Raw genomic sequence first — 19010 nt, forward strand, 5'->3', positions numbered from 1 at the left:
CGCGACCGGGCGCGTGTCCTTGCCACGCGCAAGGACACGCGCGTGAAGCCGGCGCTGCGGCGGTGCCCGAGGGCCGGCCCTGGTCGAACCGGCCCTCGCCGGCGCTATTTGACGACGCGTTTGGCAACCACCACGCCGATCACGAGGAACACGATGCACAGCACCAGGAACAGGCCGAACAGAAACTTGGCGATCGCAGCCGAGCCGGCGGCGATACCCGTGAATCCGAACAGCCCCGCGACAATCGCGATCACCGCGAAAATCAGTGCCCATTTCAGCATGTCGATCAACTCCCTATAGTTGGTTTGTGCGGATGCGGCAAGCGGCGCCAGGCCGGCCCCGCATCGTGCTCTCTCTTGGCCGGCGCGAGGCCGGCAGCCATCTCATGCAATTGACGGGCCAGCTCGCGCGGATCGGCTCGCGAGCCCGCTGCCGAACCCGTGCCGAGCATGCCGCGAGGCGCGCCTCGACGACGGCCGGCGTCGGCATCGTCCGGCCCGGGCCGGGGCGATGTCGGTAAATATTGCAAACGCCCGAGGCGTGGATTGCAGGAATGGCCACACCGTCCCGCGCCATGCGCCGTTCAGATCTTTTCAGGTTTGCCACAGGACTTCCGGTTTTCGCCCCGATAGGCTGCGATCGCGCCTCGGACGGCTTGCGATCGACATCGCCGAGTCGGCCCGGGGCGATCCACCGCCAACCCCACGCGCTCGACGCGGCGAACCGAGGCAGATGTCGCCATCGATCCGCATCCGATACGCGCGAGCCATCGAAGGAGAAAACATGAGTCATCAGCACCGCATCCTCACGAGCCGCTCGGCTCAACGCCGCCTGCTGTCGGCCGGCGCCGGCATGGCGGGCGCCGTGGCGGCGATGTCGGGCCTGTCGGCACCGGCCGCCGCCGCGAACGCGCATGCGCCGGGGCATGCCAGGGCCCATGCCGACGGCGGCGGCTTCGTGCTCGCCCGGGACGGCACGCCGATCTACTACAAGGACTGGGGCAGCGGCACGCCAGTGGTGTTCTCGCACGGCTGGCCGCTGTCGGCCGATGCCTGGGATGCCCAGATGCTGTTCCTGGTGAACCGCGGCTACCGCGTGATCGCGCACGACCGGCGCGGGCACGGCCGGTCGGGCCAGCCGTCCTCGGGCAACGACATGGACACCTACGCCGACGACCTGTCCGCGGTGCTCGAGGCACTCGACGTGATGGGCGCGATGCTGGTGGGGCATTCGACCGGCGGCGGGGAAGTGGCCCACTACATCGGCCGGCACGGCGAGGCGCGCGTGGCCAAGGCGGTGCTGATCGGCGCGGTGCCGCCGCTGATGCTGCGCACGGCAACCAACCCGGGTGGCCTGCCGATCTCGGTGTTCGACGGCATTCGCGACGGCGTGGCCGCGAACCGTTCGCAGTTCTACCTGGATCTGGCCACGCCGTTCTACGGCTTCAACCGGCCCCAGGCGAAGGTCTCGCCGGGCCTGGTCCAGGACTTCTGGCGCCAGGGCATGGCCGGCTCGATCAAAGGCCAGTACGAGTGCATCAGGCAGTTCTCCGAGGTCGACTACAGCGAGGACCTGAAGCGGATCGGCGTGCCCACCCTGATCCTGCATGGCGACGACGACCAGATCGTGCCGATCGACGACTCGGCGCGCCTGTCGGCGAAGCTGGTGCGCAATGCCACGCTGAAGATCCATGCCGGTGCGCCGCACGGCATGTGCAGCACGCACGCGGAGCAGGTCAACGCGGACCTGCTGGCCTTCCTGCAGTCCTGATCGCGGGTGGCTCGCGCGTCGGCAACGACGCCGCGCGCCCGATTTCCCGCTGCGCTCGCCCGGTCCACGCGCCGGGCTTTTTTTCGCGCCCGCCGCGGCGGCCGCCTGCCCCGTCGCGCGCAACCGGCTCCGCCGGCTTCAGTTGGCTTCAGCTCGCTTCAGATGATCGACAGGACTTTCAGGTCCGCGCTCCGTAATCTGCGGTCCAGTCGCGAAGCCGGCGCCCTCGAGGTGGAGCCGGCTTTGCCCGACCCGATCCTCGCCACCTTTATGGAGTCCCAGATGGCCTATGAACTGCTGACCCCCGACAACTGCGCGCTCGCGCTGATCGACCACCAGCCGCAGATGTTCTTCGGCACGCACTCGCACGAGCGCACCACGGTGCTGCACAACGTCCAGATCCTGGCCAAGGCCGCGAAGCTGTTCAAGGTGCCCACCGTGCTGACCACCATCGCTTCCGAGACCTTCAGCGGCCACCTGCTGCCGGAGGTGCAGTCGGTGTTTCCCGATCAGAAGCCGATCGACCGCACCTCGATGAACTCCTGGGAAGACGCGGGCTTTCGCGCGGCGATCAAGGCCACCGGGCGCAAGAAGATCGTGATCGCGGGCCTCTGGACCGAGGTCTGCGTGGCGTTCCCGAGCGTGCAGATGCTGGCCGAGGGCTTCGAGATCTACGTGCCGAGCGACGCCTGCGGCGACGTCACGGAGGAGGCGCACGAGCGCGCGGTGCAGCGCGTGATCCAGGCCGGCGCGGTGCCCACCAGCTCGCTGCAGTTCATGTGCGAGCTGCAGCGCGACTGGGCGCGCGGCGAGACCTACGAAGGCTGCATGGAGATCTTCAAGGCGCACAGCGCCTACGGGATCGGCGTGCGCTACGCCAAGCAGATCCTCGGCGAGCACGCCAGCGAGGCGGGCTGATCCCCGCCGGCGTGCGCCGCCGACGCGCACGCGCCAGGGCGGCGCGGCACGCCTGGATGCGTGCCGCGCCGCCGCCTTCGATTCCGGCATCGACCCGCAGCAGGGCCCGCGCGTCGGCCACCACGTCCAGCACACAACAGGAGAGAGCGACGATGGGCGCACCCGACCAACCGGCACGCATCGCCGACCTGGTGATCTTCAACGGCAAGATCGCCACCCAGGACGAGCGCCGCTCGTTCGTCACGGCGCTGGCCTCGGCCGGCGGCAAGATCGTCGCGACCGGTAACGATCGCGAGGTGATGCAATGGGCGCGCGACGACGCGCGACGCATCGACCTGCAGGGCCGTACCGTGATCCCCGGCCTGAACGACTCGCATCTGCACGTGATCCGCGGCGGCCTGAACTTCAACATGGAGCTGCGCTGGGACGGCGTGCCCTCGCTGCACGACGCGCTGGCGATGCTGCGCGCGCAGGTGGCGCGCACCCCGGCGCCGCAATGGGTGCGCGTGGTGGGCGGCTGGAACGAATTCCAGTTCGTGGAAAAGCGCGGCCCGACGCTCGACGAACTCAATGCGATCGCCCCCGACACGCCGGTCTTCATCCTGCATCTCTACGACAGCGCGCTGCTCAACGCGGCCGCGCTGCGCGCGGTCGGCTACGACCGCGACACGCCGAATCCGCCGGGCGGCGAGATCCAGCGCGACCGGCGCGGCAATCCCACCGGCATGCTGATCGCCCGGCCCAACGCGGGCCTGCTCTACGCGACGCTGGCCAAGGGCCCGAAGCTGGCCGTCGAGGACCAGATGAACTCCACGCGGCAATTCATGCGGGAGCTGAACCGGCTCGGCGTGACCAGCGCGATCGACGCGGGCGGCGGCTACCAGGCCTATCCCGACGACTACGCCGTGATCATGGAATTGGCCAGGCGCGACCAACTGAGCCTGCGCATCGCCTACAACCTGTTCACGCAGAACGCGCGGCGCGAGATCGAGGACTTCGCGAAGTGGGTGAAGGCCACGCGGCCCGGCGACGGCGACGACTTCCTCAAGGTCAACGGCGCGGGCGAGATGCTGGTGTTCTCGGCGGCCGACTTCGAGGACTTTCTCGAACCGCGCCCGGACCTGCCCGAGCAGATGGAGCAGGAGCTGGAAGCGGTGGTGCGCCTGCTGGTCGCCAATCGCTGGCCGTTCCGCCTGCACGCGACCTACGACGAATCGATCTCGCGCTTCCTGGACGTGTTCGAGCGCGTGAACGCCGATATCCCGTTCGCCGGCCTGCGCTGGTTCTTCGACCACTGCGAGACGATCTCTGAACGCAATATCGAGCGGATCGTCGCGCTCGGCGGCGGGATCGCGGTGCAGCACCGGATGGCCTACCAGGGCGAGTACTTCATCGCGCGCTACGGCGCCGACGCCGCCGCGCAGACCCCGCCGGTGCGCAAGATGCTCGAGGCCGGGCTGCCGGTGGGTGCCGGCACCGACGCCACCCGCGTGGCCAGCTACAACCCCTTTGTCTCGCTCTATTGGCTGGTATCGGGCCGCACCGTCGGCGGCACGCCGATGTACGCGGCGCGCGACCGGCTGGAGCGGATGGAGGCGTTGCGCCGCTACACGGTCGGCAGCGCCTGGTTCTCGAACGACGAGACCAGGAAGGGCGCGCTGGTGCCCGGCCAGTACGCGGATTTCGCCGTGCTCAGCGACGACTTCTTCAGCATCGAGGAAGCAGCGATTCGTCATCTGGTGTCGGTGCTGACGGTGGTGAACGGCAGGGTGGTGTACGCCGACCAGGAATTCGAGTGCTTCGGGCCGCCAGCGCTGCCGGTCAGCCCGAGCTGGTCGCCGGTAGCCGAGTTCGGCGGCTATGCGCGCTATCGCCCGGTGGCCTCGCTGGAACGCGCCTGCGCCGAGGGCTGCGCGAACCTCTGCGGCGTGCATCGCCACGCGCATGGGCGGGCCTGGGGCGGCCAGGTGCCGGCCGGCGACGCGAACGCGTTCTGGGGCGCGCTCGGCTGCAGTTGCTTCGCATTCTGAGGCGCCGCGCATGAGATCGAACGAGACAGGCCCGGGTTCGGGCAGCACAGCCGACGCGGCGCTGCTGTTCCTGCGTGTCGCCGCCAGCCTGCTGGTCTTGGCGGTCCACGGCTTGCCGAAGTTGCTGCACGTGCGTGTGCAGCTCGCCGCGATCGAGGATCCGCTGCATCTGGGCGCGCCGCTCACGCTCGGTTTCGCGATCTTCGCCGAGGTGCTCTGCCCCTTGCTGATGATCGCCGGCATCGCCACGCGGCTCGCCGCGCTGCCGATCCTGGCCGTCACCGTGGTCGCCTTGACGCTGGTGCATCCGGACTGGTCGCTGGAACAGGGGCAGTTCGCCTGGATGCTGCTGATCCTGTTAGGCACGGTCGCGATCGGCGGTGCGGGGCGTCATCGCCTGCGATGGCCGGCGATCGAACGCGGCCGGCCTTGACGGCCGCACATGCCGCGGGCCGCGCCGCGAGAGCGCTGGCGATCAGCCGCGACGGCGCACGCGATCACGAACCACACAGGGCGAGAGCCGGGAGGGCGGCATGCAGGCGTCATTGGCTGGCGTGGGCGGCGAGGTGGCGGGGGTAAGGATTCCAGCCACGCCGCTGGCCCTGGCAGCCCTCGAGAGCGCCGGCGCGGCGCTGCCGGCGGTGCTGCTCGGGCATGCGCGCCGGGTCTTCGTGTTGGCGGCACTGAGCGCGCGGCGCGGCGGGCTGGCCTGCGATGCGGGCGCGCTGTTCGTGGGCTCGCTGTACGCCAACATGGGCTTGAGCGCGGCCTACGCCCGTTCCGCCGAGCGCTACGAGCTCGACGGCGCCGACGCCGCGCGTGGCCTGCTGCGACGCCACGGCGCCAGCGAGCGCGAGCAGAGCGAGCTCTGGCTGGCGATCGCGCTGCATACCACTTCGGGAATTCCGGCGCGCATCTCGCCGCTGGCGGGCGTGCTCGCGCAGGCGGTGCGCACCGACCTGACCGGTGCCCACTACCACGCCTACACCCGTGGCGAGCGGGCGGGCGTGCTGGCCGCCTATCCGCGCGGCGCGCGGTTCGGCGAGGCGGTGATCGACGCGATCGGCCGCGGCCTCGCGCATCGGCCGGGCAGCACCGCGGGCACGGCCGGTGCCGACGTGCTCGATCGTATCGATCCGGATTACCGCCGCATGAATTTCTGCGGCCAGATTCTGGGCTCGCCGTGGCGCGATTAGCGCGGTTGGCGAGGCCGGCGCGGCGGGCAATCAGGCAAACCAGGCTCGGGCGAGTGCTCGTGGCCGATCAAGGGAGAGTGGCAATGTCGTATCTGATTTCACTCGGCGCCGGCGTGGTCGTCGGTCTGCTCTATTACTTTTCGCGCGTGCAGTCGCCCGCGCCGCCGCTGATCGCGCTGGCCGGGCTGCTCGGCATCGTGATCGGCGAACACGCGATTCCGCTGGTGCAGGCGCAATGGCAGGCCACCCAGGCAGCCACCGCGCCGGGCCCGGCCGACACGCCGACCGGGCGTGCCGCGCCGCGGGATCGTCGGCCATGAGCGGCGCCGGCTGCGGTCTCGGCGCGCGCGGCTGTGCCGCGCGGACGCTGCGCGGCGAAAACGTGCTGCTGGCCTTCGTGGCCGGCTACGTCGATACGCTCGGCTTCGTGGCCTTGTCGGGCCTGTTCGTCGCGCATGTCACCGGCAACTTCATCCTGATCGGCTCGGGCCTGGCCGGCGCCGGCAGCGGGGTGCTGGCCAAGCTGCTGGTGTTTCCGGCCTTCGTCGCCGGCATCGCCGCCGCCAGGCTGCTGGCCGGCATCACGCGCGAGGCGCCGCCGGGCCATCACGCCGCGGCACTGTACGGCCTGCAGTGCGTGCTGCTGGCCGCGTTCCTGCTGGCGGGCCTCGCCGCCATGCCGATGGCCGGCACCGAGGCGCCGGCGGCCGTGGCTTGCGGACTGCTCGGCGCGGCCGCGATGGGGGTGCAGAACGCGCATGCCAGGCTCGCCACACGCGCGATCGCCGCCAACACCGTGATGACCGGCAATGTCACCCAGGCCGTGCTCGATCTGCTCGAGCTGCTGGCACCGACTGGCGCGCCCGACGAGCGGGCCGCGGTGCGCAGGCGCCTGGCGCAGGTCATGCCGCCCGTGCTCGCCTTTGCGCTGGGCGCGGCACTCGGCGCGCTCGGCTGGCGCATGGCCGGGTTCGCGGCGCTGCTGGTGCCGCTCGCCATGCTCGGCGTGCTCGCGATCGCCTCGCGCCACGGTATGTCCGGCACCGGCGCGGGCGGCATTGCCGGCGGCCCGGGCCGATGAGGCCAGGCCGTCCCCGTTCCGGTCCTCGCCCCCCGTTGGCGGGCGAGAGCCGGGCCTTGCAGTTTTCCTTTCCCAACCTGGAGTCCCCGATGAGCTTCTCCGTCATTTCCCGTCCGATGCGCGTGCTTGCGGCGCTTGCCACGCTCGGCCTGCTGCTGCCGGCCGCCTCCAGCTTCGCCGACGAAGCGCGCTACGCCGCGCCAGCCTCGCGCACGCCGGTGGTCTCGGTCGGTCCGCAATACGACACCACGCACGTCTATGTGGCGAGCGCCGACATCGACGCGTTCGTCGACAGTTTCGTGGCGACCTTCGGCGGCAAGGCCTCGCCACGCGCCGTGTTCACGGTTACGCCCACGCCGAGCAGGACCGCCTCGCAATATGTGCAGACGCCGGTGGGCATGCTGTCGGTGTTCGCCTTCGAGACGCCCGTGCCTTATCCGTTCGGCGAGGAGCGCACCGGCTACCTGGTCAGCGATATCGAGCAGGCGGTGCGGGCCGCGCGCGCGGCCGGCGCCGACGTGCGGGTCGAGCCCTTCGACGACCCGATCGGCAAGGACGCGATCATCCAGTGGCCGGGCGGCCTGAACATGCAGCTCTATTGGCACACCAAGGCGCCTTCGTACGCGCCGCTCGAGCGGGTGCCGGACAACCGCGTCTATGTGTCGAAATACGAGGCAGGCAATTTCATCGGCCGCTTCCTGCGCTTCTCGCATGGCCGGATCGTCTCGGACGATCGTCGGGCCGACGGCGCCGAACTCGGCAAGCCGGGCGAATCGATTCGCCGGGTTCGGATCGAATCGGGTTTCGGCAACATGCTGGTGTTCGTGACCGACGGCAAACTGCCCTATCCGTACGGGCACGAGACCACCGGCTACCGCGTGGCCGATCTCGACGCGACCCTGGCCCGAGCCCGCGCTGCCAAGGTCAGGCTGCTGGTGCCGCCGGCGCGCAATGCCGAGGGACGCACGGCGATGGTCGAGTTCCCCGGCGGCTACGTGGCCGAATTGCATCAATTCGACGCCGCCGCCGCGAACTGAGCGCATGCAAAGCAAGACGATCCGCCGCGCGTTGCGCGCGGCCTGCGCGCTCGCATTGCTGCCGGGCGCGGCCGCGCAGGCACAGACGCCGCCTGCGGCAAGCGCCGTCGCGCAGCCGGCCTGCACCGCGAGCCGACCCGCGCCGTCCTTCAATCGCTGGCAGGAGAACTGGGGCGCGCTCGCCGATCCCTGCCTGCCGCGCAAGCCGCTCGACGCGCTCAAGTACATTCCGCTGTCGGGCGACCCGAGCTGGTATCTCTCGCTCGGCGCGAACCTGCGAGAGCGCTTCGAATTCAACGACGCGCCCTTGTTCGGGCTCGGCGGCGGCCGCGCCGACGGCTACGTGATCCAGCGCGCGCAAGTCCATGCCGATGCGCGTTTCGGCGAGCACGTGCAGGCCTTCGTGCAACTCGAGGATGCGCGCCCATTCGGCAAGGATTCGGTGTCGCCCGTCGACAAGAACCCGCTCGACCTGGAGCAGGCCTTCGTCGCCTACGTCGGCCAGCTCGGCGCCGGCACCGTGAAGGCGCGCATCGGCCGCCAGGAGATGGCCTTCGACCTGCAGCGCTTCATCGCCGTGCGCGACGGCCCCAATGTGCGGCAGGCCTTCGACGCGCTGTGGGGCGACTACGAGATCGGCCAATGGCGCTTCATCGGCTATCTCACGCGGCCGGTGCAGTATCGCGATCTCGACAGCTTCGACGACACCTCGAACCGCCACCTGAAGTTCAGCGGCCTGCGCGTCGAGCGCAGCAGCTTCGGCCCCGGCGACCTGTCGGCCTACTGGTCGCGCTACGAGCGCGACGGCGCGCGCTTTCTCGATGCCGCCGGCAACGAGCGGCGCGACGTGTTCGACCTGCGCTACGCCGGCAAGCGCGCGCCGTTCGACTGGGACGTGGAAGCGATGGGGCAGACCGGGCACGTGGGCGCGGCCAGCATCGGCGCCTGGGCCTTCGGCGCGCTGGGCGGCTATACCTTCGCCTCGCTGCCCGGCACGCCGCGCCTCGGCCTGCAGGTGGACGGCGCCTCCGGCGACAGCCATCCCGGCAACGGCCACGTCGGCACCTTCAACCCGCTGTTCCCGAACGGCTATTACTTCACGCTGGCCGGCTACACGGGCTACAGCAACCTGATCCACGTGAAGCCTTCGCTGACGTTCAAGCTCGCGCCGACACTCACGCTGATGACGGCGCTCGGCTTCCAGTGGCGCGAGACCGCCGCCGATGCCGTCTACGGCCAGGGCATGGCGGTGGTGCCGGGCACGGCGGGCCACGGCAGCCGCTGGACCGGCATGTATGCGCAGTTGCGCGCCGACTGGCTGGTCAGCGATAACGTGGCGCTCGCGCTGGAAGCCGTGCATTTCAATGTCGGCAATTCCTTGCGGGCGCTGGGCGCGCGCAACGCGGACTACGTCGGTATGGAGGCGAAGTTCGGCTGGTAACGGGCCAGGCGCGCCGCCGAGCGCCTTCGATGCAGTCGATGTCGACCGGCTCGATGTCGAGGCAGGGAAGCTGGGAGGCGGGGAGGCGGGGAGGCGGGTGGTTCGAAAAAAACGCAGTCGAATTTCGCGTAATACAGGTTTTTTCGATACCACCCGCTCGCTATGCTGGCGTCATCTTCAAGCCGCTCAAGGAGGCAGCAAGATGAAATGTCCCGTCTGCAAGACCCCGGATCTGTTGATCGCCGAGCGCCGCACCATCGAGATCGATTACTGCCCGACCTGTCGCGGCGTGTGGCTCGATCGCGGCGAGCTCGACAAGCTGATCGCGCTCGATGCGCGGGAGGCCGGGATGCCCGCGCCGTCGAGCGCGCGCGGATACGAGGACCGCGAGCGCGAACGATCGCGCGAGGCGAGCCATGAAGGCCATCCTTATCGACGCGACGAGCATCGCGCCGGGCACCAACAGGGCTATCGCAAGAAACGCTCGCTGTTCGACATGTTCGACTTCGACTGAGCGCGAAGGCCGCCGGCATCGCGCCGGCGGCGTGTTCGCGGCTCGGCTCAGATCTGTGCCGGGATCGTGATGCTGCTCGGGCAGGACAGCGTCGTGCCGCTATCCGGGACTTGCACCACCTGGCCGTTCGAGCCGGTCGTGGTCGCTGCGGTGCTGTGGCTGCCCAGCTGCAATTCGCCGTTGGTCACCGAGAAGGCCTTGCCGCCGCTGATCTGGCTATTGGTGATGCGGATCCCGGTGTCCCCCGATTTCGGTACGCCCATCAGGCTGTTCGAGAGCCCGACGATGGCGCCTTGCTGCTTGGTGGCGGTGGCGATCACGTTGTCGATGTCGACGTTGGCGATGATCGGCAAGGTGCCGCCGGTGCCCGAGGCATAGGCGTAGGTGAACAGGAAGGGCTGCTGGACATTGCGCATGCAGGTGTTTCGATAGGTCACGCCGGTGGTGGCGCCGCTGTCCTTGGCGGTCTGGTCGGTCTTGATCCGGTAGCCGTAGTCGGTGCCGCTGAACTGCACCGTGTCGACCGTGACCTGCGAGACGCCCGGATTCGCCAGCGTGGTGCCGGCCGCTTCCTGCCCGCCGATCGAGATGCCATGCCCGCCGCCGACCACGCAGTGACTGATGTTGACGTTCGAGGTGGCTGCGCCGCCCGCGTTGGACTTGATGGCGATATCGTCGTCGCCGGTGTCGAGCAGGCAGTTCTTGATGATCGCGGTCTGGGTGCCGATGATGTCGATCGCGTCGGTGTTCGGCGCGAGATCGTCGCCGCTGGCGTTGCGGTTCGGGTTCGCGTAGATCCACACGCCGTCGATCGTGACGTTCTTCGAGCCCGATTCGATCACCAGCTGTTCCTTCGGTGAATTACGGATGATCAGCGCGTTACCGGTGGCATTGGACGAACTCGGGAAGGCCACGATCGATTGCGGTTTGCCGGCATCGGTGAAGTTCGAGCCGATCTGCAGGTTCGAGCCGGTGATGGCGATCAGCTTCGGCCGGGCCGTGTTGTTCTGTCCGACCGCGGCGGGCCAGTAGTCCTGTCCGTCACCGTCGATCGCGCCGGTGCCGGTGATGGTCAGGTTGCTCAGGCTGCTGCCGGTCAGCATCGCGCCGCCCGACGGCTGCGCCGGCGAACCTTTCAGCGTGAAGCCCTTCTCCAGCTTGAGCACGATATTGCTGGCGAGGTTCACACTGGTGATGACCGCCGTCGAGATGCCGTTGTTGCTGCCGAGATCGACCAGGCCCGGACTGCTGCTGGTGCCGCTGGCGGCGCACTGCGTGATGGCGTTCTGCAGGTTGGTGGTGTTGGTGCTGGCTGAACCGCTCCACTGCGGCGTGCAGGTGGCCGCTTGCGCGGATGCCTGCCCGACGAGCGTGGCGAAGACGGAGAGCGCCCATGCCGCGCGCATGCTGATTTTCCCTTTCATCGGGTTGTTCCTTGTTTTCGAATGGAGGAGGGGGGAAATCAGGTTCGCCCGGCGCGCGGCAGCCCACGGCCGATGAATCGCCGCCGCCGGTCGAACCTCGACCGGAGCCCTGCCCGGGCTCCGGGTACTGCTCGTTGCAGCCGACTTGCGCCAATCCCGGCGGATCAGCGCAGGTCGGTGATCGTGGTGTTGTAGAGCTGCCCCGCGATCTTGACGTTCTGCAACGTGATGCCGTTCACGTTCCAGGCGTAGATCGGCCCCGGCGCGGAGGCGCTGGCGGGCCCGACGGCGCTGGGCGAGCCGAAATCGCAGTTCGAGATCGTCACGCCGCTGATGGCGGGAATCGCGGGGATGGGGGCCGGGCCGTTGTAGTCAAAGGCCACCGGGCCCTGCGCGACGATCGCCTGGAAGCAGGATCCGGTGCTGCCGCCGAGCGTGACGTTGCTGGCCGTCACATTGCTGATGTTGACGTTCTGCACCTGCGCCGGGCGCGTGCGTATCGCGTCGCCGGCCGGCTGGTAGTCGCAGTCGAAGGTGATCAGCCCGCCCTGCGAGGCGGACGGGTTACCCGCGGTGGCGGTGACCACGCCCAGCGGCACCGTGCCGTTGATCGGGCTGCCGGCCAGCAGCTTGCTGCCGTAACCGCTGCCCGTCAGGCTCACGCCGTTGGGCAGACTCACGCCGTCGACGTAGAAGTTGCGCACGAAGCCACCGCGATTCATGTTGGTCTTGATACGGATCGCGATGTTCAGCGAATTGGTCGCCCAGAACTGGTTCAGCATCGTCAGGTTGCGCGCGTAGATGTTCTCCACGCCGCCGCCCATCTCGCTGCCTAGCGTGATGCCGCCGTGGCCGCTGTTCATGGTGCAGTTCTGCACCACGTGGTTCTGCGCGGGGCCGTACCCGGTGTCGAGATCCTTGCCCGACTTGATGGCGATGCAGTCGTCGCCGGTGTTGAACACCATGCCGTCGCACAGCACGTTGCGGCAGGCGTCGGGATCGAAGCCGTCGTTGTTCGGGCCGATGCTGTCGGCCATCACGCCGCGGATCACCACGTTCGTGCAGTCGGTCGGGTGGTGCTGCCAGAACGGTGTGTTCTGCGTGTGGTAGTTCTCCATCAGCACGTTGGTGCAGCCGATGAATTCCACCATGCAGGGCCGAAGATAATGGCCCAGGCCGAAGATCCGCTGCGCCACCGGCACGCCCGCCTCCGACAGCGCCGGCAGGTAGTTCTGGTCCTGTTGCCAGGGCGTGGCGGGGTTGGTCAGCAGTGCGTAGAGCGCGGCGGCGATGCCGGGCGCCGCCGTCTTCAGGTCGACGTTGTTCGGGTTCGCGTAGGCCTGCGACGGTGTCGAGGAATTCGCGCAGCCATATGCACCGCTGCTGCCCTTCCAGGTCCACCAGCAGGTGGCCGTGTTGCCCGCGCCCGCGAACGGCGTCATCGCCTGGCCGTTCAGGATCGAGGTCGGGCCTTCGCCGCTCAGCGCGATGTTGCTGGCGTTGCGCGCGTAGACCGGCGCGCCGAAGTTCAGGCAGTCGTTGGCCTGCCAGCGGCTGTAGAACAGCTTGCCGTTCGCGCCGCAGTCGACGGGGCCGTCCTTGGCGTAGTCAGCCGGGTTCGGGCTGAAGAAGATCGTGCAGTTGGCGCTCAGATGGAAGTTGACATTGCTTTGCAGGACGATCGGCCCCGCGCAGTACCAGTCGCCCGCCGGCACCACCACGCGGCCGCCGCCGGCCGCCGCGCAGGCGCTGATCGCCGCCAGGAAGGCGGGCCGCGAATCAAAGGCACCGGCACCCTGGGTCGCGCCGGCGCCTGGGCTGACCGGCGATTTGCCTGCATCGGTGTAGGGGCTGGTTTGGGTGATCACGGAGCAGGGCTGCGCGCCATAGGCCTCGACTTCGAAATCGACGGCCGGGAAGGCCGCCTGCCTGATGCCGTCGAGCGAAGCGATGATGTTGGTGGCCGCGCCGTCCGGCCCCCAGATCGGATCGGCCGGCATGGCGATGCCGCCGGGCGAGGAAGACCCGGGCGACGGCGGCGTATCGGTGCCGCCCCCGCAGGCACCGAGCAAGGCGCTGCCCATCAGTGCGCCGCCGTAGCCGAGGAAATGTCGCCTGGTGAGCATGAATCGGGGGGGCTGCTCGCGGTCGTCGTGCGTCGCGTCGAAGTCGGGTGCCGTCACTGCTGTCTCCGTTCTGGTCGTGTGGTCTTGTCGATGAAAGGGGCGAGCTGATATCCGTCGTCATACGATGACACGACAATGGTATGTCGAAGCCGTTGAATTTCACGTACGTGTCTACCCTACGAAGAAGCACTGAGGCATCAGGGAGCCGCCCCGATTTTTATGGATATTTATCGATTTCCCCATTGCGCAATGGACATCTCGCACCTATCACCAGACTTGAGATCTGTTCATCGATTTCATCTATTTGAAATATGATGTCAGATGTCTAAATGATGATTGAACTGGATGGAAGAGGGGGCTCGCCAGCCTGCGAGGCAGGCCGTCCACCGTGGTCGGACGACGTCGGCTCATGGCGAAGACAGCAGACCACCGGGGCCGGCTTGTCGTGCGGCATGTGGGGAAGCACCGTGATCGACGGCGCTCGGGGAGCGTCGGCGCCCTCTGGGCCGTGTTTCGCTTCAGCGATACACCAAGGGAAAACCATGACATGGCGGCCCTGACATCGCCCGGGAAGGAGGCAGGCTGACGCCCCCCGCCGCCAGCATCGCGCTCGATCGCCGTCTCGGCGGGAGATCCGACGATTCCGTCCGCCCCGTCGGTTTCATGTCGTCACGATTCGGCGTGGACGAGCCAATCGTCTGTGGAATCGTCGGGCCGCTCCGGGCGTTTCGACCGGGGAGGCGCATGACGTTCGCCGTGCCGACGCCAGCCGCCCGATATCTCAAACCTTGCCGAAAGAACAGTTGAGCGGTCAGCCGCGCAAGGCCGCGGCCGACGAATTCACGATGACGACGCGCGACAAGAATGTCGACGGATGGAGGGGGACGCTGGTCGTCAGCAGCGACGGCGAATGACCGGGCTTCGACATGAGCGGGGCGGTCCGGCCAGCGGCCTTGATATGCGGGGCACGGTTCACCCTAGGCGGGACCGCTTGGCCTGCGATCCCGTTCGCCCATTCCCTCGACGCGCCTCGCGATCAGCGATGCTCCTGCCTCTCGTGCTCTTGCGGATGCGGCGCCGCGTGCTGCTGAGGCTCATGTTGCACGTGATCGGCCGGCCGAGGCTGCGCAGCCGGGCGCGGCGCCTCGTGCTGCTGCGGCGCATGCACCTCGCGCTGCTGCAAGGCCTCGCGTGCCTGGGGCGGCGCCTCGTGCTGCTGGCGGGGCGCCTCGGCCGGCTCGTTGCGCGGCGCCTCGGGCTCGCGGCGCGGCTCGGCCTGCTGGTGCATCTGCATGCCGGGCATCTCGCGCATCTCGCCGTTCGCCGGGTTCGCGCCGTGCATCGCGTTCGCGTTGGCGGGCGGATGCGGGACGTTTTCCGGCGCGCGGCCCTCGGCAGGCGGATGGGCGGCGCCCTGGGCCGCCTCGTTGCGCTCGACACGCCGCGCCTCACCCGGATGCGGCTCGCCCGGGCCGGCATGCGCGGCCATCTCGTTCGGACGATTCGCCTCGGGATGCGCCGCGGGCCGTTCGCCCGGCCGCGTATCGTTGGCGCCGAAATGCGGCATCGACATCGCCGACGGACCGGGATGCGGCGCCCCCGGACGCTCGCGCATCTGCTGCTCGCGCGCGGCCTGCTGCTCGCGCATTTGCTGCGCGGCGGCCACGCCGGCCGGCGGCGCGCCGCGATTGACCAGGTTGCCGACGTTGTTGGTGGTGTTGCCGTAGTTGTTGGTGACGTTGTTCGTGATCCGCGTGTTGTGGATGTTGTTGATCACGGTGGTCGACTTCGAGATGTAGGTGGTGTGGTTGTACACCACCGCCGGCCGTTCCCGGTTGCCCCAGGCCGGGCCGCCCGGATGCGGCGCGCCCCAGTTCACGCCCCACGAATGCCAGCCCCAGTCGTGATGGCTGAACAGCGCCCCCACGGCGATCCCCACCCCGAACGACAGCACGCCCGCGGTGACCACCGCGCCGGTGTCGTAGCTCGGCCGGTAGGCGTAACCGGGGTAGACCTCCGGCTCGCCGTAGACCACCGCCGGGTTGTAGGCCGGCACATAGACGGTATCGGGCTGGGCCGGCTCGATCACGATGGTCTGGGGCGGCGGCGGCACGATCGGCGGCCCCTCGTAGATCGCCGGACCGCTTTGCGCCGGCGTGTAGGACGGCGGCGGCGCGGCCTGCGCCACCTGGGTGACGTGCAGCTGGCTGCCCGAACTCAGGTGGCCCGCCTTCTGCGCACGCTGGCGCATCACCTGGATCGCGTTCAGCACGTCGTTCGGATCGTGGTAGTAGGCCTGGCCGAGCGCGGTGGTCCATTCGATGTTCGAGGCCATCTGCGAGAGCACCGCCGGGAAGGCCGTGAGCGCCTTGACCGAAGGGTCCCAGGGCTGCGCGTCGGCGGCGGCCGTCAGGTCGGCGCCCTTGAGCGTCGGATTCTGGCCGAGCCAGGTATTGGCGGCGGTGACCTGGTCGGGGTAGGTGGCGCCGGCCAGGACCAGCGCCACCAGCTTGTCCGGGAACAGCGCGATCGGCGCCACCATCTGGTAGAGCTGGTCGGCGCTCGGCGGCGTGTAGGCGGCCGGTGCCGGCTGCGCGTCGGAAGCGGCCGGCGCGCTCGTGGCGCTGGCCGCGGCGGCCGGCGGCGTGTCATCGCTCTTCCGGTTGCAGGCGGCGAGGCCGAGCAGGGCGATCACGAGCGTGGAGGCGACGATCGCGCGAGCGGGGTGGTGACGAGGCGGCAGGGTGTCTTTCATGATCTTGTGCTTGTCGTTCATCGGAGTGAGCCCGGGCTTGCGGCAGCGGTGTTGCCGGGTGGCGGCCATCTCGACCTGACGGAAACGAAAGCCTGGCGCGGCGGCCACAGTGAGCATAACGATCCTCGGCGAGGCTTCGTGCACGAGATGCGGCGCGCATTATGTAACAGTCTGTGCGCCCCTTGCGTGACGCGGGCTCCAGCCCTCGGCGGCCGGCTTCGTGCCGATCGGCGAAGCCTTTCAATCCGCTGGCGAGCCGCTTCGCCGAAATGAAAATGAAGGGCTCGCACGAAGCGCCGACGGTGCTTTTGCGCCTGATCCTCATCGTGAGACGAACGGGCATCTTGTTGAGCTTGCCCGGCATTCAAGCGCGACAGCCCGGCAACTACAGTGTGCTCATGCGATCACCAAGTACGACGCATCCCGACAACCCGGCGGCATCGATCCAGCATGTCGAGCCGACAAGGTTGTACGCACACCTAATTTGCCAGATGGAAAAGATCATGAAGAAGCGCTTTATCCCCGTGTTCGTCGCCACCACCACCCTCGTCGCGGCATTCGCCGCCGGCACCGCCAACGCCCAGGCCGGCACGCTGACGCGCGCCCAGGTACGCGCCGAGATCGTGCAACTGCACGAGGCCGGCTACAACGTGGGCCGCGGCGAGGACAACAGCTATCCGACGCAACTGCAAGCCGCGGAGCAACGCATCGCCGCCAACCGGCAAGGCGAGGGCGCGGCGGGCTACGGCGCCAACCCGGCAGCGCGCTCGGAAGCCGGCGGCGCGAATCGCGGCATCGCCGCGGACGAGAACAGCGGCCTGAAGCCGGTCTACTTTGGCAGCTGATCCGGGACGGGAGCGCGGCATGGTGGATGTCCGCGCTCCTGGAGACTTTCCTCGCCGTGGTTTGAAACGTACATGAATGCCTATATCCATTTCCTGAAGGTCACCAGCCGCGCCGATCGTTTCGGCGTCAACCTGGTCCGCATCTCGATCGCCATCGTGTTTCTCTGGATCGGCGCGCTGAAGTTCGTGCCTTACGAGGCCGACAGCATCACGCCGCTGGTGGCGCAAAGCCCCGTGATGGAATTCTTCTACAAGCATCCCGAGGATTACGCCCGGCACATGACGAAGGAAGGGCAACTGGTGCCCGAGCAACGCGCCTGGCAGCGGGACAACAACACCTATGCCTTTTCGCGCGGCCTGGGAACGCTCGAGATCCTGATCGGCCTGCTGGTGCTGTCGAACGTCGCCTCGCGCAAGCTGGGCCTGCTCGGCGGCCTGCTGTCGTTTCTCACGCCCTTCGTCACGCTGTCGTTCCTGGCGAGCACGCCGGAAACCTGGGTGCCGGCGCTGGGCGACGCGCAGCACGGCTTTCCCTTCCTCTCCGAGCACGGCCGCCTGATCATCAAGGACACCGTGATCCTGGCGGCCTCGGTGCTGGTCATGGCGGACTCGGCGAAACGGCTGCTCGTCGAGCGCGAGAGCCGATGCGAGGTGGGCGGCTGCGGACAATCCCGGGCACGGGCCGTGCGCTGAGAAGCGGGCGGGGACATCGCAGCCGAGCGCTCGGCGCCGTGTCCCCGCCCGGTGCCAGGCCATTCTTGTGCGCATCTCGGCCCCACCGAGGCCGGCAAGCCGGTAATATGCGTGCAAAATGGCGCTTCGGGCCCATTCGGGCGCCCGTAAAAAGGGGCGCGGTGCCGATATCCGGCACGGGCCCGAGGTAATCGAGATCGTGGCACAAAAAGAACTGATGAAAAAAGGAAAGACAAAACTGACCCGACAGGACGCCGAGCGTCTCTTTTCGGGCTTACCCGGTGGCAGCATCAGCACGAGCGCGTCGAGCCGGCCGGTGAATCCCTTCGAAGGCAGCGGATTCGAGACCATCGAGCGCGCCGCCGACGAAAGCCGGCTTTGGAAGGACAGCCTGGTTACCCTGCCGATGGCGGTCGAACTGCCGTCCGGCTACGAGTCGGCGGCCCGCCTGCGCGAGGCGATGGCACGCGCCTGGCGCGTGAAGCTGGTGCGCGAAGGCGGCCACGAGATCGTCGTCGAGTTCCCGGAAGGCTGGAAGGCGATTCGTCCGGCCAGCGGCCCGATCGAGCTGCGCGACCCCTCGAACACGGTTCGCGCCGTCTACGGCTGGGCCGAGGACGCCGAACTGCGGATCCTGCCGCGCTACCAGGTCGAATCGCAGACGAACAGCTCGAGCGGCCTCGGCAGCCTGCTGATCCGCGATCGCGCGAGCGGCAAGATCCTCGAACGCTCGGAGATCTGGTCCTCGCTGATCGGCTCCCGCCACCCGGAATGGAGCCGCCTGACGGGCTGGCTCAACGAGCGTTATCCGCAGCACCGCGATCCGCTGCGGTACTGGGAAGATTGCGAAACCAACCTCGGTCACTGACACGGGCACGCCATCCGGCCGTGCCATGGCCCACGCCCCCGCGCCGTCCTCGCCAGACTCTCCCGCTGCACCTTCCCGCCAGCCCTGATCCTTGATTCGCGGCCGCGCCGATCACTTCGCGCGCGGCCCGCGGGGCATTTTCCGAACCGATTCCAGCGGCCATTCCCAGGCCGCCGCCGGGCCATTTCCGCGCTTGGTCCGACTTAGACGCTGCTTCCAAGAAGCGTGCCTTGTTTCGACATGGCAAATCTGAAAATATCGATTCGGAAACAATTTCCAGCTGGAAATCGAAAAACGCATCGAATCGAATCC

Annotated in this window: 18 protein-coding genes; 14 read left to right on the forward strand and 4 right to left on the reverse strand. The window is 68.4% G+C overall.

The features are described 5' to 3' along the window. Positions 1-104: 104 nt before the first annotated feature. Complete coding sequence (locus tag BM43_RS33770) at positions 105-281, reverse strand: DUF1328 domain-containing protein (RefSeq protein ID WP_013698042.1); 177 nt, start codon at positions 279-281, stop codon at positions 105-107. Between the two features lie 502 nt (positions 282-783). Here BM43_RS33770 and BM43_RS33775 point away from each other — a divergent pair. The 10 genes from BM43_RS33775 to BM43_RS33820 all read left to right on the forward strand — a co-directional run bounded on the left by BM43_RS33775 (position 784) and on the right by BM43_RS33820 (position 9987). Continuing rightward, positions 784-1770 carry an alpha/beta fold hydrolase gene (locus BM43_RS33775; protein WP_036051471.1) on the forward strand — a complete coding sequence of 329 codons (987 nt, stop codon included), beginning with the start codon at positions 784-786 and terminating at the stop codon, positions 1768-1770. Positions 1771-2052: 282 nt separating this feature from the next. Beyond that, positions 2053-2688, forward strand: coding sequence for a hydrolase (locus tag BM43_RS33780; RefSeq protein ID WP_013698044.1), 636 nt, complete (start codon positions 2053-2055; stop codon positions 2686-2688). A gap of 152 nt (positions 2689-2840) precedes the next feature. Beyond that, positions 2841-4718: an amidohydrolase gene (locus tag BM43_RS33785; protein ID WP_036051469.1), complete on the forward strand. Its 1878-nt coding sequence runs from the start codon at positions 2841-2843 to the stop codon at positions 4716-4718. A gap of 10 nt (positions 4719-4728) precedes the next feature. Continuing rightward, on the forward strand, positions 4729-5151 hold the full coding sequence (locus BM43_RS33790) for a DoxX family protein (RefSeq protein WP_042286199.1): 423 nt from the start codon (positions 4729-4731) through the stop codon (positions 5149-5151). A 100-nt stretch (positions 5152-5251) separates the two neighbouring features. Continuing rightward, positions 5252-5914: an HD domain-containing protein gene (locus BM43_RS33795; RefSeq protein WP_036051467.1), complete on the forward strand. Its 663-nt coding sequence runs from the start codon at positions 5252-5254 to the stop codon at positions 5912-5914. Between the two features lie 83 nt (positions 5915-5997). After that, entirely contained in the window at positions 5998-6234 is a 237-nt protein-coding gene (locus BM43_RS33800) for a DUF1427 family protein (RefSeq protein ID WP_036051465.1), read from the forward strand. Next, complete coding sequence (locus BM43_RS33805) at positions 6231-6995, forward strand: YoaK family protein (protein WP_036051463.1); 765 nt, start codon at positions 6231-6233, stop codon at positions 6993-6995. Before BM43_RS33800 ends, BM43_RS33805 begins: the two co-directional genes overlap by 4 nt. 89 nt (positions 6996-7084) lie before the next feature. Next, positions 7085-8032 carry a VOC family protein gene (locus BM43_RS33810; RefSeq protein ID WP_036040810.1) on the forward strand — a complete coding sequence of 316 codons (948 nt, stop codon included), beginning with the start codon at positions 7085-7087 and terminating at the stop codon, positions 8030-8032. Positions 8033-8036: 4 nt separating this feature from the next. Then, on the forward strand, positions 8037-9473 hold the full coding sequence (locus BM43_RS33815; RefSeq protein WP_036051462.1) for an alginate export family protein: 1437 nt from the start codon (positions 8037-8039) through the stop codon (positions 9471-9473). A gap of 202 nt (positions 9474-9675) precedes the next feature. Continuing rightward, positions 9676-9987 (forward strand): TFIIB-type zinc ribbon-containing protein, encoded by a 312-nt coding sequence (locus BM43_RS33820; RefSeq protein WP_036051461.1) that lies wholly within the window; start codon positions 9676-9678, stop codon positions 9985-9987. A 47-nt stretch (positions 9988-10034) separates the two neighbouring features. On the opposite strand, the gene BM43_RS33825 is transcribed toward BM43_RS33820, so the two are convergent. Both BM43_RS33825 and BM43_RS33830 read right to left on the reverse strand, forming a co-directional pair. Next, positions 10035-11411, reverse strand: a complete 1377-nt coding sequence (locus BM43_RS33825; RefSeq protein ID WP_036051460.1) for a glycoside hydrolase family 28 protein — start codon at positions 11409-11411, stop codon at positions 10035-10037. 164 nt (positions 11412-11575) lie between these two features. Continuing rightward, entirely contained in the window at positions 11576-13537 is a 1962-nt protein-coding gene (locus tag BM43_RS33830) for a glycoside hydrolase family 28 protein (protein ID WP_230676330.1), read from the reverse strand. 788 nt (positions 13538-14325) lie between these two features. Between BM43_RS33830 and BM43_RS42530 the strand changes: the two genes are divergently transcribed. Beyond that, positions 14326-14451, forward strand: a complete 126-nt coding sequence (locus BM43_RS42530) for a hypothetical protein (protein ID WP_255222537.1) — start codon at positions 14326-14328, stop codon at positions 14449-14451. A gap of 122 nt (positions 14452-14573) precedes the next feature. Here the strand turns inward: BM43_RS42530 and BM43_RS33835 are convergent, their stop codons facing one another. Continuing rightward, complete coding sequence (locus tag BM43_RS33835) at positions 14574-16292, reverse strand: DUF3300 domain-containing protein (RefSeq protein ID WP_036053423.1); 1719 nt, start codon at positions 16290-16292, stop codon at positions 14574-14576. Between the two features lie 275 nt (positions 16293-16567). Here BM43_RS33835 and BM43_RS42770 point away from each other — a divergent pair, with 275 nt between their 5' ends. The 3 genes from BM43_RS42770 to BM43_RS33850 all read left to right on the forward strand — a co-directional run bounded on the left by BM43_RS42770 (position 16568) and on the right by BM43_RS33850 (position 18698). Continuing rightward, positions 16568-17137: a DUF4148 domain-containing protein gene (locus BM43_RS42770; protein ID WP_370448938.1), complete on the forward strand. Its 570-nt coding sequence runs from the start codon at positions 16568-16570 to the stop codon at positions 17135-17137. A gap of 72 nt (positions 17138-17209) precedes the next feature. Then, positions 17210-17830: a reactive chlorine resistance membrane protein RclC gene (gene rclC, locus BM43_RS33845; RefSeq protein WP_036051454.1), complete on the forward strand. Its 621-nt coding sequence runs from the start codon at positions 17210-17212 to the stop codon at positions 17828-17830. 217 nt (positions 17831-18047) lie between these two features. Beyond that, positions 18048-18698 (forward strand): hypothetical protein, encoded by a 651-nt coding sequence (locus BM43_RS33850; protein ID WP_036051453.1) that lies wholly within the window; start codon positions 18048-18050, stop codon positions 18696-18698. Positions 18699-19010 lie beyond the last annotated feature (312 nt).

The organism is Burkholderia gladioli, from assembly GCF_000959725.1.
Classification (GTDB): Bacteria; Pseudomonadota; Gammaproteobacteria; order Burkholderiales; family Burkholderiaceae; genus Burkholderia; species Burkholderia gladioli.